Origin of the sequence: Paenibacillus sonchi (assembly GCF_016772475.1) — a bacterium.
In the GTDB taxonomy this organism is placed as follows: Bacteria; Bacillota; Bacilli; order Paenibacillales; family Paenibacillaceae; genus Paenibacillus_AQ; species Paenibacillus_AQ sonchi.
On record NZ_CP068595.1, the window covers coordinates 620573 to 636905 of the forward strand.

14 protein-coding genes and 1 pseudogene are annotated in these 16333 nt (G+C 55.1%); 6 read left to right on the forward strand and 9 right to left on the reverse strand.

Annotated features, from left to right (window positions below):
- Position 1: 1 nt before the first annotated feature.
- The 5 genes and pseudogenes from efeB (at position 2) to nagA (ending at position 6702) form a co-directional block, all read left to right on the forward strand.
- A complete protein-coding gene (gene efeB / locus JI735_RS02800) occupies positions 2–1297 on the forward strand; it encodes an iron uptake transporter deferrochelatase/peroxidase subunit (RefSeq protein ID WP_202677026.1) in 1296 nt (431 codons plus the stop codon).
- A 35-nt stretch (positions 1298–1332) separates the two neighbouring features.
- Positions 1333–3336: an FTR1 family iron permease gene (locus JI735_RS02805; protein ID WP_233476217.1), complete on the forward strand. Its 2004-nt coding sequence runs from the start codon at positions 1333–1335 to the stop codon at positions 3334–3336.
- Between the two features lie 577 nt (positions 3337–3913).
- A pseudogene (locus tag JI735_RS02810) lies at positions 3914–4790 on the forward strand (MurR/RpiR family transcriptional regulator).
- Positions 4790–5518 (forward strand): glucosamine-6-phosphate deaminase, encoded by a 729-nt coding sequence (gene nagB / locus JI735_RS02815; protein WP_020425665.1) that lies wholly within the window; start codon positions 4790–4792, stop codon positions 5516–5518. Before JI735_RS02810 ends, nagB begins: the two are co-directional and overlap by 1 nt.
- Entirely contained in the window at positions 5506–6702 is a 1197-nt protein-coding gene (nagA, locus tag JI735_RS02820; protein WP_039835323.1) for an N-acetylglucosamine-6-phosphate deacetylase, read from the forward strand. The genes nagB and nagA overlap by 13 nt, the downstream gene beginning before the upstream one ends.
- A 167-nt stretch (positions 6703–6869) precedes the next feature.
- Here the strand turns inward: nagA and JI735_RS02825 are convergent, their stop codons facing one another.
- The gene (locus JI735_RS02825) at positions 6870–7901 is read right to left on the reverse strand and encodes a YhcN/YlaJ family sporulation lipoprotein (RefSeq protein WP_039835324.1); all 1032 of its coding nucleotides are present in this window, start codon (positions 7899–7901) and stop codon (positions 6870–6872) included.
- Positions 7902–8105: 204 nt separating this feature from the next.
- Between JI735_RS02825 and JI735_RS02830 the strand changes: the two genes are divergently transcribed.
- Positions 8106–9182 (forward strand): glycosyltransferase family 4 protein, encoded by a 1077-nt coding sequence (locus tag JI735_RS02830; RefSeq protein ID WP_039835325.1) that lies wholly within the window; start codon positions 8106–8108, stop codon positions 9180–9182.
- Between the two features lie 71 nt (positions 9183–9253).
- Here the strand turns inward: JI735_RS02830 and JI735_RS02835 are convergent, their stop codons facing one another.
- Genes JI735_RS02835 through wecB form a run of 8 tightly spaced genes read right to left on the reverse strand, consistent with a single transcriptional unit; the run spans position 9254 to position 16266 of the window.
- The gene (locus tag JI735_RS02835) at positions 9254–10291 is read right to left on the reverse strand and encodes a glycosyltransferase family 4 protein (RefSeq protein ID WP_039835326.1); all 1038 of its coding nucleotides are present in this window, start codon (positions 10289–10291) and stop codon (positions 9254–9256) included.
- Entirely contained in the window at positions 10288–11010 is a 723-nt protein-coding gene (locus JI735_RS02840) for a glycosyltransferase family 2 protein (RefSeq protein WP_039835327.1), read from the reverse strand. The genes JI735_RS02835 and JI735_RS02840 overlap by 4 nt, the downstream gene beginning before the upstream one ends.
- A 28-nt stretch (positions 11011–11038) precedes the next feature.
- Positions 11039–11614, reverse strand: coding sequence for a class I SAM-dependent methyltransferase (locus JI735_RS02845; protein ID WP_039835328.1), 576 nt, complete (start codon positions 11612–11614; stop codon positions 11039–11041).
- Positions 11615–11648: 34 nt separating this feature from the next.
- Entirely contained in the window at positions 11649–12365 is a 717-nt protein-coding gene (locus JI735_RS02850) for a glycosyltransferase (protein ID WP_039835329.1), read from the reverse strand.
- On the reverse strand, positions 12362–13363 hold the full coding sequence (locus JI735_RS02855; RefSeq protein WP_202677027.1) for an SDR family oxidoreductase: 1002 nt from the start codon (positions 13361–13363) through the stop codon (positions 12362–12364). Before JI735_RS02855 ends, JI735_RS02850 begins: the two co-directional genes overlap by 4 nt.
- Positions 13360–14199, reverse strand: coding sequence for a dTDP-4-dehydrorhamnose reductase family protein (locus tag JI735_RS02860; RefSeq protein WP_039835331.1), 840 nt, complete (start codon positions 14197–14199; stop codon positions 13360–13362). The genes JI735_RS02855 and JI735_RS02860 overlap by 4 nt, the downstream gene beginning before the upstream one ends.
- Positions 14196–15182, reverse strand: coding sequence for a polysaccharide biosynthesis protein (locus JI735_RS02865; protein ID WP_039835332.1), 987 nt, complete (start codon positions 15180–15182; stop codon positions 14196–14198). Before JI735_RS02865 ends, JI735_RS02860 begins: the two co-directional genes overlap by 4 nt.
- Positions 15172–16266, reverse strand: a complete 1095-nt coding sequence (wecB, locus tag JI735_RS02870) for a non-hydrolyzing UDP-N-acetylglucosamine 2-epimerase (RefSeq protein WP_039835333.1) — start codon at positions 16264–16266, stop codon at positions 15172–15174. The genes JI735_RS02865 and wecB overlap by 11 nt, the downstream gene beginning before the upstream one ends.
- Positions 16267–16333: the final 67 nt, after the last annotated feature.

A 16333-nucleotide genomic window follows, 5' to 3' on the forward strand; every position in this document is an offset into this window, starting at 1 on the left:
CATGAAACCTACAGATAACAATGATGCCAAAGGGGCACCCATCTTCGATAAAAAACTAAGCCGCCGCGAGATGCTGCGGCTTACCGGCGCCTCCGGGCTCGGACTGCTGCTGGGCGGCAGCAGCGTTGGCGGCATCTTGGCAGCACGTGAAGCCACCGGCCGGGCAGCATCCGCTCCGCAAGTCTCCAGTGCGGATGTCATCCCGTTCTACGGGAGCCATCAGGCCGGAATTCTGACTCCTGCGCAGAACTTCCTGTGCTTTGCTGCGTTTGACCTGACGACCACCAGACTGGCTGATGTCCAAAAGCTGCTCCAGTCATGGACTGCTGCAGCTGCTGCCCTCACCTCCGGGAGCCTGATCGGCAGCGCCAATGACAACCCCAATCTGCCTCCTACCGATACCGGAGAGGCCGACGGGCTTACACCTTCCAAATGTACGCTTACTTTTGGCGTGGGACCTGCTATGTTTGACGGGCGTTTCGGACTCGCTGCCAAACGCCCGTCCACTCTCGCCGATCTCCCGCCATTTGCGGGGGACAGTCTGGAGCCGCAGTGGTGCGGCGGTGATTTGTGCGTCCAGGCATGCGCGGACGATATGCAGGTAGCATTCCACGCCATACGGAATCTTGCCCGCATCGCCAGAGGAACAGCGGTTTTGCGCTGGACACAGGAAGGCTTTCAGCGCACAGGCAATGCCGATCCCAAAGGCGGCACTCCGCGCAATCTGCTTGGCTTCAAGGATGGTACTGGGAACCCTGATGTGACTGACGATGCCGAAATGCGCGAGGTGGTCTGGTGCGGCAGCGAAAGCCCCGCCTGGATGCAGGGCGGCACCTACATGGCTGTACGCCGTGTACGGCTGCGCATTGAGGTATGGGACCGCTCCACGTTAAGCGACCAGGAGGCCACCTTCGGCCGCCACCGCCAAAGCGGCGCACCTATCGGAGCCACAGACGAATTCGCCAAGCTGAACCTTGAGGCGGCGGACGCGGAAGGCAAACCCGTCATCCCGCCGGATTCCCACTCGGCACTTGCCCATGGAGACGGTACGGTCAAAATGCTGCGCCGCTCCTACTCCTTTTCCAGCGGAATGGATCTTACCACCGGGCAGTTAGATGCGGGCCTGCTGTTCATCAGCTTCCAGAAGGATCTGGTGAAGCAGTTCGTGAGCATTCAGAAGCGCCTCTCCAAAAATGACCGGCTGAACGAATATATGGTGCATACCGGGAGTGCGGTTTTTGCCTGCTTCCCCGGCGTGCGCGAAGGCGGCTATATCGGGGAAACTCTGCTCGGCTGAGCGTAACAAAAACAGATAAACGGAGGTTCGCAGCAGTGAAGGAACGGGTACACAAATCTATAGAAGCGCACAAGCCCTATTCCCGGCCTGCCCGGCTCCCATGGAAAGGGATGATCCCGATGCTGGCAGCTATACAGAATAAGGAAAAAAACGTGCGGGAAGTCCAGCGGCGGGACAACCATCCAGGTCTGACTGTGACGGAAACCCGCAGGTTGGATACACAAGTGAGACGGCGTACGGATAAGCCGGGGACGCTTAGGTTAATACAGGCAGCCGTATTGCTAGGCTGCCTGTTCCTGCTGCTCGGCAGGCCGGCAGCGGCAGCCCCGGCGGCGGAACCGCCGCTGGACGAGTTGCTGCCGCCGGTCGGCAGCGCGCTCGTCGAAGCCGGCCAGAGCCGCTGGGACGCGGCCGCCGCCGATCTTGACGCGTTCGCCGCGCTGTGGCGCAGCGCGAACGCAGGGACGCCGGACCCGGCACTCGCCGGTCCGGCTGCCGCCGTGGACGCCGCGCTTCTGGAAGCGGCGGATGCCCTTGAGGCGGGTGGCGGCACGCCCGCCAAAACTGCACTGTCCACGCTAGCCAGAAGCGTGGACGCCTATGTGAGCGCCGCCTCCGGCACGGGCGGCGCGGACGCTGGCGCCGCCGGCCGCGATGCGGCGGCGAAGCTGCTGCCCGCTGCCGAACGCGTGCGGGAGGCGGCGCGCAGCGGGGACTTTGCGGCGGCCGCGGAAGCGTACCGCGCAGTCGTCAACGGCTGGACGCCGGCGGAGCGCGGCATCCGGGCCGATAATCCAGCAGTCTACGGCCTGCTGGAGACGAAGATGAGCCTGCTGCGCATCTCGCTGCAGGCAGAGCCGGTGCGCGGAGAAGCTGCGCTCACGGAGGCGGAAGCGCTGTACACCCTGCTGGCCGGCTATAGTGAAGGCAAAGCCGTAGACACCGGCAGAGCCTCCGCTGAACCGGCATCCATTGAAGGGCTGATCGGATACCTGAAGCAGGCTTCTGCTGCAGCAACTGCCGGTGACAGTGCCGGAGCAGCGGGCATTATGGAGCAGTTCATCGCCGCTTGGCCTTCAGCTGAAGGCAAGGTGCAGATCGCTTCGCCCAAAGTGTATGCCAATATTGAAAATGAGAGCGCAGCGGTCACCGGAGATCTTCTCTCCAATCCGCCCAAGCTGGAGCAGGCGCTGGCGGCCATGGACAACATGCTGTCGGAGCTGGCACCTCTGGCGGGAGAAACAAGCTACACCGCCTGGAATGCCGCATTGATTCTGCTCCGTGAGGGTCTGGAGGCCATTCTTGTGCTCGCCGCCCTTCTTTCTTATCTTAAGCGGGACGGTACGCCCAAAACGCAGCGCTGGATCTGGTCCGGTGCCGCAGCCGGACTCCTGGTAAGCATCCTGCTGGCGGTTATCTTAAGTCTAACCATCTCCAAAGCGGCTTCCGGCAGCGCACGGGAGCTGATCGAAGGCATTACCGGGCTCGTTGCCGTGATAATGATGCTCACAATCGGACGCTGGCTGCATGGCAAATCCAATACCGCTGCCTGGAACAATTATGTAGGAGTACAGGTTGACGGGGCATTGGCCAAAGGCAATCTATGGTCCCTGTTCCTGGTAGCAGCCCTGGCTATTTTGCGTGAAGGTGCGGAAACGACCATTTTCTATGTGGGAATGGCGCCTTCCATTGCCGTCACGCAGCTGCTGCTTGGCATCGGGGGCGCTCTGGTCGTACTGATCATTCTCGGGTATGCCATTATCGCCTTAAGTGCAAAGTTGCCGATTGCTGTTTTTTTCCGCATAGCCACCGTACTGATCTACTATCTGGTGTTCCGCTTCCTCGGCGAGAGCATACACTCCCTCCAGGTAGCGGGCAGAGTTCCGGCACATGCGGAGAACGGCCTGCCTTCCATCGGCTGGCTCGGTTTATACCCAACCTGGGAAACCCTGGTGCCCCAGCTGATCATACTGGCCTTCATTTGCTGGGAGCTTCTGCGCAGCAGAACAGCAGCCGGCAAATCACGGATAGTGGAATAGCGGCTGTATTACTGAAAATGGCACCCCTTCCTAGCATAATTGTATTTGATACAACTAAAACGCCCAATTTTCATGCTGAAACCAACTTAATTGCACTTGGTACAGTTAGATTAGCAGCGATTCCGTAAACGAGGGGCTTTAGCTATTTTTAGCTGCACAGAATACATTTAACGCAAGAATTATGGGTTCTGCAGGTCCCTTTAACTGCAGTAAATACAGCTAACCCGGGAACGGGTTGAACTTTTCAGAATCCTCTTCCCATATCCCCCTCCATGGAGCCAGCAGCTTGCGGACAACCAATCCTCTCCCTGCGGTCCAGGGGGGTTTTTTGCTGTTCTGGCGGACACCAGCGCTGTATTCCGGTTAAAAACATGTTCAAAAGACCACTTTACTAAGCAGATATGGACAGCCCGAATGCTTGAATATCTGTACCCTAAATGGATGGCTAAATAGCAAGTCAAAATCCCTCTTGCAACCTCAGGGGTTTTGCCTTATTCTATTCATGAAAATAATTTTCTTGTATGCCAGTATAATAATAAAAATAATTTCATTATGCTAAAGAAAAGAAGGTGGAGCGATGTCTCCTATTCTGTATGCTTTGGAGCATGAGAAATCCAAGCTGTCACAGATGGAGCGCAAGCTGGCGGAGCGGATTCTGGCCTCTCCCGGAGAAATAGTCCATATGGGCATCACGGAGCTGGCAGAACAGTGCGGTATCAGCCCTGCTACGATTACAAGGTTCTGCAAGGTTCTGCATTTCAAAGGATTCCCGGATTTCAAGGTCAAGCTGGCGGCGGAGATTGCCCACAGTGACGGCTCTCCTGAGGGCAGCGGGTCTTCTTATCAGGATATTGTCGCAGGCAATCCGCTTTCGGTAATTGTGGAAGCAATGCAGGCCAATCATCTCGCTTCCATCCGTGATACCACTTCCCTCCTTGACCTTGAACGGCTGCAGAGCGCTATTGATGTATTATGCCGGGCCCGGCGGGTGGATATGTACGGGATGGCCACCTCTTCGATCGTGGCCCAGGATTTCTATCAGAAGCTGATCCGCATTGGCGTGAACTGCACCGCTTTTGCTGATTCCCATATGCAGATTACGTCCGCTTCTTCGCTCCAGGAGGGTGACGTGGCGTTCGCGGTCTCTTATTCGGGAGAAACCCCGGAAACGATTGACGCCTTAAGCTGTGCCGCCGCGAGCGGGGCGGCTACCATCTCACTCACCTCTTACGGCAGCAGTTCACTGGCTACTCTGGCCGACATCCCGCTGTTCTCTTCCTCTCTGAGCAGGGGATGCGGCGGGGGACATGGCTTCACGGATCGCCCAACTGCATATCATCGATATTTTGTTCACCGGAATGGTCAGCACACGGTTTGGAGATTTCATTCCCAAGCTGGAGCAGTCTTATTTGAATGTCCAACATTACCGTCACAAACGGGGAGGTCAATCTTAATGAATATTTTGAAGTTTACAAGCGATGAAGATTTCGCGCAAACCGGTGCCAATCTGATTGTAAGCCTGCTGCAGAGCAATCCCAAAGCTGTGCTGGGCCTTGCTACCGGAAGCTCGCCGGTTGGCGTCTATGCCAAGCTGGTGGAAATGCATGCCAAAGGCATCGTCAGCTTCGCCAAGGCATCGTCCTACAATCTTGATGAATACGTCGGATTGCCTGTGGATCATCCGCAGAGCTACCGCAGCTTCATGAATGAACACCTGTTCAATCACATTGATATCGATCTGGCCAAAACCCATGTGCCGAACGGCAACGCGGCTGATCTTGAAGCGGAATGCCTTGCCTATGATAAGCTGCTGGAGGAAGGCGGTCCGGTGGATCTGCAAATTCTGGGGATCGGCAGCAATGGTCATATCGGCTTCAATGAGCCGGATGCCAGCCTCACCAGCGGCACGCATGTCGTTGACCTGCTGCCGGAGACACTGGAAGCCAATGCACGCTTCTTCGACAGCCGGGAAGATGTTCCCCGGCAGGCGGTGACCATGGGAATTGGCGGTATTCTCAAGGCACGGCAAATTGTTTTGCTGGTGCGCGGCGAAGAGAAAGCGGAGGCGGTAAAAAATGCGCTTGAAGGGCCTATCACGACACAGTGTCCGGCTTCCCTGCTCCAGAGCCATCCCAATGTTGTTGTACTGCTCGATGAAGGAGCGGCAAAATGGCTAAAATAACGACAGGCCGGCTGTTGTTCGGGAATGTGCTGACACCGGCAGGGATTATCCGGGAGGGCGTAATTGCTGTATCGGAGGAGGCCATTCATTATGCCGGGGAAGCCGCTTGGCTGCCGGAAGCTTACACCCAGTGGCCTGCAGGCAATGAGAAAACAAGCGGCGGCCTGCTTATTCCGGGATTTGTTGATGTGCATGTGCATGGCGGAGACGGCTTCGATTTCATGTATGCGGATGCGGATGCGCTAACGGCGATTACCCGGTATCATGCTTCGCAGGGTACAACCACCATGCTGGCCACCACCATGACAGCGGGCAAAAAGGATATTGACCGGGTGCTCTCAGAAGTTCACGCCTTCCGTTCTGCCCCCATGCCCTATGCCCAGCTGGCGGGGGTTCATTTGGAAGGCCCGTTCATCAGTCCCAAATGGTCAGGGGCGCAAAACCCTGAGCATATTGTTCCTGCCAATGTGGAATGGCTGGAGCAGTGGGAAACCTTGTATCCGGGATTAATCCGGCAGGTAACCATCGCTCCGGAAGGAGAAGGTGCGCTTAGGGCCATCACCTGGCTCCGGAAGCACGGAGTCACCGCAGCGCTTGGACACACGAACGCTTCCTTTGAAGAAGTTATCGCCGCAGCCGATGCCGGACTGAATCAGGCTGTGCATATGTTCAATGCCATGACCCCGCTCCATCACCGCAAGCCCGGAGCCGCGGGCGCCATCCTGTTCGATGCGCGTATCCGTGCGGAGATTATTGCCGACGGGATTCATGTGCATCCGGCAGCCATCTCTGTGCTCGCCCGCCTCAAGAAAGAAGGCAATCTGCTGTTGATCACAGATGCCATGTCGGCGACCGGCCTCAGTGACGGCGAATATACCATCGGGGACCTTCCCGTTCTGGTCCGTGACGGTGTCGCCCGGCTGAAGGAGAATCCGGAAGCTCTCGCGGGCAGCACGCTGACCATGATCCGGGGGTTCCGCTATCTGGTTCAGGAGGTCGGCCTGACTCTGGAGGAAGCCTCCAGAGCCGCAAGCCTGACACCGGCTCAAGCTCTTGGCCTTGAGCGGACCATCGGGACCTTGGAAGCCGGTAAACGCGGAGATATCCTGCTGCTGGATAATGAGCTGAACCTGCAAGAAGTCTGGATCAACGGACGTAAAATCGCTGATCCCCAAATGCCCTGATTTATCAAGACAGCCCCGCACCCGGTGTTAGATGCCGGGAGGGGGCTGTTTTTTGCCTATTAGTACTTATTGCTTGAAATAATCTATCCCTTAGATAAGAATACTTAACAGAAGTTCAGGAATTGCATTCATTGCTGCACTGTCTCAGACAATCCTTTGGATGAAGATCAATATCCGCTGCGGGTCGGGAAGATACGCTGCACCATTGTGCCGAAATCTCTCGCAAAGCCTCTTAACGGATGGCCTGCACGGAATTCCTGGGCGTAAAAGTTAGCCCGGTCCACGAAATCCGGATTGGCCGATACATAGACATTATCAATATTTTTATCGTACTTTTTGACCTCGGCGGCAATTTTGTCCTTCATGTCCCGGGTGACGGTATCATTGGCAAGCGTGTTCACACCATTCGCATTCGTTCCGTTTGCCGCACCAGTGCCCATACCATTAGTACCATTCATTCCATTCATGCCAGTTGTTCCATTCATGCCAGTTGTTCCATTCGTGCTGTATGGGGTGATCGAGCGTGTGCCCGCCGCCGTTCCCATACCTCTATCGATATCACGCTTCAGGACCCGGCCGTCGGTCATGTTGTTTCCGGACATGATTCCGTTGCCGCCATTACCTGTAAAAGCCCCCGGATTGGCCAAGCCGGTTCCACCCACAGTCCCTCTTCCGGTGGACAGGCTTCCCGGAATGCCTGTCATCGAACCGCCTACCCCTGTCATTCCAGGCACGCCGTTTCTGGAACCCCGCGTGTCGCCATTGCCTGTGATTCCGGTCGTTGTGCGTCCCAAAATCCTTCCGCTGCCGGCTACCATTCCCGAAGGGCCCGCCGTGCCGTTGTAGCTGTTAATACGCGTGGTATTTCCGTTGCTTTTGGCATGGACTCCGCCTGAAGCCTCATCCAAAACTACGGCAACATATGCACTTTTCCCTGCCACTACCACATTCGCCGAACGAACCTCCGGCATGGCTGCAATCCGGTCAGCCAGCTCCTCGCTGACTTCCATTTTATCGAAGGCATTGGCTCTAACTCCCTGTACGGAGTTAACACCCAGCCTTCCGTCATGGGTTCCCCGCACATTTTGGGTATGAACTTTATTATCGCTTGCCGTGTTATTGGTCCCGCAGCCTGTGATGCTAACCACGCCCAGAAGCAGGGCAGCGGAAACCGACATGCTGATCTTCGATCGCAACATGAACTCATCCTCCATCCTCGAAATTGTTAGTTGTGCCGCGTAACAACGATTAGGATGGCCCCCATCTTGCCAGGCTATCCTGAAAGGATTTGGCATGCCGCCCTTTCACCGTCACGTGTAAGGGCAGTCCGGCGTATCTTATAAACAGCAGCCCTGCTTCTGCAAAGGGCGCCAGTGTTTCTCCGCAAGGTAAATTCAGGAGGGATGACCTTGAAGGTTTTATTTACATTTTATGTGGCCAGCGGCGGAGTCGAGACATTGAACAAGCTGCGGTGTGAAAGTCTGCTGCGCAGCGGCATCGAGTGTCATGTGCTGTATTTGAGGTCGGGTTCAATCAGTCAGAGCCCGGCAAGCTTCCCTGTATTTATCGCCCCCACAGACGCGGATATCAAAGCGGTGCTGGACACCCATAACTATGATGCCATAATTGTAACCTCGGATTATTTACTGCTGGAGCGTCTGCGCCGTCTGGGATACAGCCGAATCCTGATCTATGAATCCCAAGGCCTGGGAACACGCACAGACGCGAAGCTTCTGATCACGGAGGCAGTGCCTTTTTTACGTTCATACTGTAACGCTGTATTGATACCGCCCACAGATCACTTGCTGGAGCTGTTCATTTCAATCTGCCCATGGCTCCAGCGGTATGTTATTCCTAATATTGTGGATGTCCAGTCGTTCCGGTACATTCCCGATGAAGCACCATGTGATCCGGTTATCGCCTGGGTAGGGCGCCTGGAGACGAATAAGAATTGGAGCGAATATCTGAAAGTTGCCCATTTAATCCGCCGCAGCAAGCCGGAGCTGCATCTATGGATGTTTCATGATCCGAACCTTGCAACCAGCGAGCAAAAGCAGCTGTTCCACGAAGAGCTCCATGCTCTCGAACTGCATGACCGGCTGAATGTTTTCACCAATATTCCCAATCATGTCATGCCGGTGTATTACTCTTCCATAGCCGCTTCAGGGGGATTCCTGCTGTCTTCCTCAATCACTGAGGGCTTTGGGTATGCGGTTGCCGAGGCTGTCTGCTGTACCTGCCCGGTGCTGAGCACGGATTCCGACGGGGTGCGTTCTTTCATCATCCATAATGTGACCGGAAAATTCTATCCGCTGGGCAATGTAGAAGCCGCCGTCAAAGAGGGGCTGGAGCTTATGGATAATCTGCCGCTCCGGGACTCTATCCGCGAGCATGGCCGTCTCCATATGGTCTCCAGTTTCGGTTCCGTTAAATATGCCCAGTCTTTCCGGGAAATGTTGAACTCCTTCGCCATTTTCTAAATACAAAAGAACCCTCAATCCCACACGGTCACGTGGATTTGAAGGTTCTTTAGGCCGGATGGAGCGCTGTTTCAACCCCGTTTGAATACAATATCATACAGCTCTGCCTGAAAAATATTATAGCTCTTCTCCCAGGTAAACCGCAGGGAGTCGGCTGCTCCATTAATGGCCAGACGTTCACGCTGCTCCTTATTCCGGATGAGCGTTACCACATCTTCAGCCAGCCGGTTTTCATACCGGTACGACATCAGGCAGTTGCTTCCATGGACACAGTATTCAAGATTGCCCCCGGAATAGACCGTGACGAGGGCCGCCCCGCAGCGCATCGCTTCAAGACCAGGGAGCGAACCACTGTCATAGGTGCTGGAGCTGACAAAAATATCACTTTCATTATAGTGGTAACAAAGCTCTTCATCACTCGAGGGGGTACGCAGACGGTAATGCCCATCTTTAAAAAGAGACTGCAGCCATGGGGATTCCGCATATTCACGCGGTGGAGTGATCAGGCAGATTTCGGCCTCCGGCTGCTGCCCTTTAATCATATCCAGCTGCTGCAGCAGATACTCCTGTTCCCGATGCCCCGAAAAACCGCCCTCCGGCTTGCGGACAATGGCAGACACTATAAGCTTTCTGTTCGCTTCGCGGATATGCATATTATAAAAGTCAGAGCTGAGGCCAATCGGCACAATTCTGCCTTTGATTCCATGATTAATGCGGACGATACTCTGCTGCCAGCGGGAAAGCACCAGCAAATTCGGTGTTAGATGATAGGAAGCAAACGACTGGTTGTTGTCCGGCAGGAACGTGGGCTCATAACAGAGTGCGAGCCGGATGTTTATCCCCTTGCCTTGTTCGCTGGCCCGCTGCGATACAGGAACAGTCGTGAAGTAGTTGGAGACAATGACATCGCCCGCCGGAAAATCATCCTCCGAAATCACGGTATCGCCAGCAAAAATAACCGGACATCGCATCGGGTATTCGACAATGCCTTGGGAGGGCATCAGAACGGTTACTTCATGCCCTCCATCCGCAAGACGATTGGCCAGTTCGGCCAGCATCCTCTGCGCGCCCCCTCTGGTCAGAGTCAGAACGGGAAAGGTTATTCTCATTTTCTTCTCTCCTTCCGGAGCAGCCGTACAAGCGACTTGTGATGCAGTTCCTGTACTTGCTTAATCTCCCGCTTCTGCGCCTCACTATGGATAATGGAGCCCATTTCCTGATGCACCCGGTAATCCAGCAGCGGATCTTCAATGTAGGACCATTCATAATAAGCCAAAATGCGCAGCCATAAATCATAGTCCTGGGTATACAGCAATTTCTCATTAAACAATCCGACCTTCTTGAAAACGTTCATATCCAGCATCACAGAGCTTCCATTCACCGGACAGCCCGTCATCAGGGTCTCGATCAGCTCAGCTTTGCTGTGAAATGGCACACTGATCCTTCCGGAAAAACGCTCTCCCAGCTCATTGATATAGTAATAAGCCGTATGATTAAAGGAGGTCTGTGTAGCAAGCATAACTGCGATTTGCCGGCCGATTTTATCGGGGTGGAAACAGTCATCGGCGCTTAGCCAGGCGAAATATGCCCCGCTGGCCGAGGAAATTCCCAGGTTGAGGGCTGAAGCAGTGCCGCCGTTTGTTTTGCGGAGCACTTTGATCCGCCCGCTGTAAGGCGCCAGCTTTTCCGTGTGAAGGGTCGACCCGTCGTCCACAACGATAATCTCTATATCCGGGTAGCTCTGCGCAAGTACGCTTTCGATGGCAAGATGCACGTATGAACAATTGTAAAAAGGGATAATCACCGAAACCCTGGTTCCATAGTTCATGCGCTCACCTCCTTCCCGGATGGATTAGTTATACGGTTTTGCAGGCCAGCAAGGCGTCCAGTGGCGCATGATTCGGTCCGAACGCTTCCAGGAAGGAAGGATTCTCCGCGTGATGAAAGCCTTTCAGCACAGTTACAGCATATCCCAGCCCCAAAAAATCTTCCGGTTCCCAGCCGCTCCGGTGTTTTTGATAGTACTCTCCTTGCAGATGGTAATGATCCGTTCCTTCTTGGGGAAAAAAACCGCGTGGGGTAAAAACAACCACGCGGCCCGCTGCGATCACCTCCGCTTTCCGCAAAAGCTCCTTGCCTTCGCTCATGGTGAAATGCTCCAAAGAGTCAATCAGTGTTACCGCCGAGAAGGTGCCCGGCAGAAACAGCTTATCGATATGTCTCGCATCAGCATGCACCGGAATGATATGGGACGCTGTATACTTGCGGTGCAGGAGATAGGGCCTGTGAATATCCAGGCCAATCACAACCGATGCCTCATAGCGTTCAAGCAACGTACCGGTTCCGCTGCCCACATCGAGTATCGTTTCTGCGAATTTCAGATGCTCCAGCAGAACCGGAAGGAAGTCCTTTACTTTAATTTCCCGGTACATAGTTTCTAACCTCCCACATCTACCAGATTGCTGCTCAGCCGCCCATGGAAGCAATTAAACTGCGGAGCATGGGGGTGTAACGGGCATTGGTCGCCGCAGCTTCAGCCATAATGGCATCATAATGCTTGAGTGTTCCCATTCCGTCATGCCGCCGGTAGGCAGTCAGGGACTGATTGAGCATCACAGGCGGATATCCGTTCAGAATCGCCCGGAACCACAGGTCATAATCATGGGTGTAGGGCAGCGACTCATCGAAAAGCCCAATGGCGGCGAACAGCTCCCGCTTGAACATTACGGTGCAGCCATTAATCGGATTGCCCTGCAGAAAACAGCGCAAATAGTCAAGATAGCTTGGAAATACCACTGCTGCATTAAGCTCGGTCAGCTGTGTGCTTCCATTAATATAATTGAAGTTGGTGTAGGTAATCAGCAGACGGTTCTGGTCCATGAACAGCACTTGATTATTAATCTTGTCGCGGTAGAACATATCATCCGAGCTGAGCCAGACAACATAATCACCTGTGGCATGACGGATTCCGTGATTCAGTGCGGACGCGGTTCCTCCATTAGCCTTCCCCAGATAGTGAATGTGCGGGAGGTACGGCGTAATCCGGTCTGTGTGCATAGTGGAGCCATCGTCAACAACGATGATCTCATATGGCTGCCAGGATTGGTTCAAGGCGCTTTGCAGCGCCTGCTCGATATAAGGGCAATTGTAAAAAGGAATCACCACGGATACTCTCGGTTTCATGAAGCACCTCCTTCTCTGCTTGCCCGGTAATAGTCCACAATATCCGCAAGTGAACGGGACAGCTCGATCAGCGGGCTCCAGCCGAGACAGGCAGCATTGTCCTCGGGGGATGCGGATACTTCTTCCTGATTAACTAATGCGCTGGACAACGCTGCCGGAACGGCAGCTGCGGATAAAGCGGCTTCCTGCTCCGCAGCCGCTTCCACCGGCCCCCAATCCATCGCTACCGGAGCAGCCGCATGGGCCAGCAATTGCCCGGCAACCGCGCCAAGTCCACGCAGGGTGCCGGAATCAATACGGTAGATCTTCCCCGGCTCTCCACTGCGCAGAATACAGTCATAGGCTCTGACCGCATCCCGCACATCAAGAAAGTCCCTGAGGGCAAACCGTGAGGAAAGCCTAAACGGCGGAAGGGTTTCAGAAGTGCCTGCAGCGGCCTCACTGCGCACAATATGCTGTGCCAGCAGGGAACAGAAGCCTGTAGACGGCCCGGGCCCGATCAGATTGCAGGGTTCCGCAAGCAGCACCGGCTGCTTGAATAATGTGCACCAGGCCAGAGATACCAGTTCCTCCAGGGTTTTGCTCAGACTGTACGGATGAGGCGGTCCTCCCGCTAGGCCCGGCTTGAACTTAAGCCGGGAGCCGGCCACCAGAATACGGCGGGCCGGCCGGGTACGCAATCCCTCCAGCAAGTAGAGCGTAGACATGACGTTCGTTTCCATGTAGAGCAGCGGGTCCTGCCAGGATTCCGGGACTGAGTTTTTGCCGGCGAGGTGCAGCACTTCATCCGGCTGAACCTCTTCAATCATTGTGTTCACTGCCTTACGGTCGCTCAAATCACAGACCTGCTGCTTCACACCTGCGGGAAAAATGCCGGAAGCTGCTGCTGCACTCCGCACCACGGCAGTCACTTCCGCTCCTGCTGCATGAAAGTAAGCCACGGCATGCCTTCCGGTAAATCCGGAAGCTCCGGTAATCAGAATTCTCCGCGCCTTCATATCGACATCGCCGGCTGCTTCATCCAGGCCGCCAGTTCTGCCAGCATCACGGGGTACGGAGGCAGCTGCACCTGAACATCCGCTCTCGTGCTGACCAATGTGCGGTCCTGAACATGCGCAGACTCGGGGATAATTTCCACATCCTCTTTGTTGAAGGCTGCCTGCATGTGCCGTAGCAGCTCATATTTGCTGACCGGCTGCGGATGGGCCAGATGGATCAGCCCGGAGATCTCCGGTTCCAGCAGAGCGTCTATAGCTTTGGCCAGCTCCAGTGTAGTTACCCCGTTCCACATCACCCGCCGGTATCCGGATACCGGCCCCCGCTGGGCCAGGAACCATTCCATCAGCCCGATGCCCGAAGGGCGGATTTCCGGGCCAATGATAGAGGTTCGGATCGTCAGGTGCCCGGGCTCCCGCACTTCTCCAAGACTTTTGGTGATCGCATACACAGATGTGCCGTCAGGCGTATCGTCTTCTGTATAACCGCCGCGTGTTCCTTCGAACACGCAGTCGGTACTGATATGGATGAGCCGGGCACGCACACCGTCCGCCGCGCGGCGGAGCCGGTGGGGCAGGAACCCGTTCACATGGTAGGCGCCGATCCGGTCACGTTCGGCAAATTGATTCAGCACGCCCAGCGCATTGATGATGCAATGGGGAGAGACGATTTCGACCAGCTTTTCAACTCCGGCAATATCGTCGGCATCTACATACAGCCCGCCAAGATCACTCTTATCCCGGGTTGTATGGAAGACGTGATGCTTGCCTTGACGGCGGAAATAATCCGCCAGCATATGACCCGCCATACCGTTTCCGCCGAGGATAAGCAGCTTCATTGCAGGAACCCTCCCCGGATCAGGATCTCCTTGATCTCCCTCTGGTCCATCAGGTTGTTCTCGGAGCTGAAGCTGTTGAAGGAAACATGGGGATACCTGCTGTAATGGATTTTTAATTCAGGCATATCCAGTGTAGGCAGGATGACCAGATACTGCTCATCGTAGACAACCGTCGTCTGGCTTTCGAAATCACTCATCAGAATCTCATGGATTTTTTCGCCAGGGCGGATACCTGCTTCAATAATGCTCACATCCCGTCTGCCTGAAGCCTCAATCAGCACTTCGGCGAGATCCACGATCCGGCAGGTTGGCATGGTCATTACAAAGATTTCACCACCGAGGCTGACCTCAGAGGCCTTGAACAGCAGGGTGATGGCATCGCGCAGAGTGAAGAAGAAGCGGGTCATTTTCATATCTGTAATCCGCACCTGTCCCTTGTCCTTGATCTGCTTCATGAACAGATGAACCACACTGCCGTTCGTTCCCAGCACATTCCCGCCGCGCACCGTCACGAACCGGGTTTTGGAGCCCAGCAGGTTGGCGTAGACGAACAGCTTTTCCCCGATGGCTTTGGTCATCCCGTAGAAATTAGAGGGATTGGCCGCTTTGTCGGTGGAGATGTAAATCGCTTTTTCCACATTGCTGGCAATGGCCGCTTCAATGACATTCTGGGTGCCGACCACGTTGGTCTTGAGCGCTTCATACGGCTGGTCCTCGCAGACCGGAACATGCTTGAGGGCCGCCAGATGAAAGACATAATCGATGCCCCGGCACGCCGCCACCAAAGCGTCCTTGTCACGGATATCGCCAATGATGAAGCTCAGGCGGGAATCCTCATATTCGCGGCTCATGGCCACTTGAGCAGACTCGCTGCGGGAGAATATGACAATCTCTTTCGGGTTCTGCGGCAAAAGCTGCCGGATGAGTTCATGCCCCCAGGAACCGGTTCCGCCTGTAACCAAAATCCTTTTATTATTGAACATGCAGGTTCCCTCCAAGCAAAAATTTGACTACCTTAACAGAGACATCCGGGGTCAAATAGCCTTCCGGCGCCTCCCATTCGGGACTCAGTGACGTCATCAGCCGGGTACAGCGCAATATGCTCTCCTGCTCCACTCCTGAAACTACATTGCTTCCGCAGTCCACCGTTTCCGGACGTTCTGTGGTCCGGCGGATGGTTACTGTCGGCACTCCCATCAGGCAGCATTCCTCCTGAACGGTTCCGCTGTCGGTGATTGCGCACAGGGCATACTGCTCTAAATGGACAAAATCAAAAAATCCAAAAGGCTCATGAAATTCCACCAGCGGGTTCATCTCCAGCTTGAATTGCTCCGCCAGCTTGGAACGCGTACGGGGATGGATGCTGCAGATCAGGCGTAGGCCAAAATGCTCTGCCACCAGGTTCAATCCCGACATAATCTGCCGGAGCGATTCGGGATCATCCACATTTTCGGCCCGGTGGGCAGTAACCAGAAAGTACTGTCCTGCCATAAGGTTCAGCCGGCCCAGAATATCGCTGGCTCCGATCTGCCGGTTATAATGCTTAATCACTTCATGAATCGGATTTCCGGTTAAAACAATGCGCTGGCTAGGAAATCCTTCGCTGAGCAGATGCCGCTTGCTCTGCTGGGTATAGGGCATATTTATGGTGGAGACAGCGTCTATGACACGGCGGTTTTTCTCCTCCGGCACTTTCAAATCGTAGCAGCGGTTTCCCGCTTCCATATGCACCACAGGAATGCCCATCCGCTCAGCGAGGATGGCGCACAGCGCACTGTTCGTATCCCCCAGGAGCAGAATCCGGTCGGGCTGCTCCCGGAGCAGAATACTCTCCAGGCTCCCGAACATGGCAGCAAGCTGCCCGCCAAGCCCGGCCTGCTTATCCTGAAGCACATAATCCGGTGCCCTCAGCCCCAGCTCAGTGAAGAAAATCCCGCTGAGGCTGGCGGTGAAGTTCTGTCCCGTATGCACCAGCACATGCTGCTCCGCATGCTCATCGAGCAGCGGAATAATGACACTTAGGCGGATGATCTCGGGCCGTGTGCCTAAAATCGTCATGATCTTCATGGGTTCACTCCCCTTTGGGTGTTGGCCTGCCGCAGGATTGTGCGGCGGGGTGGTGTTAAGCCACAGC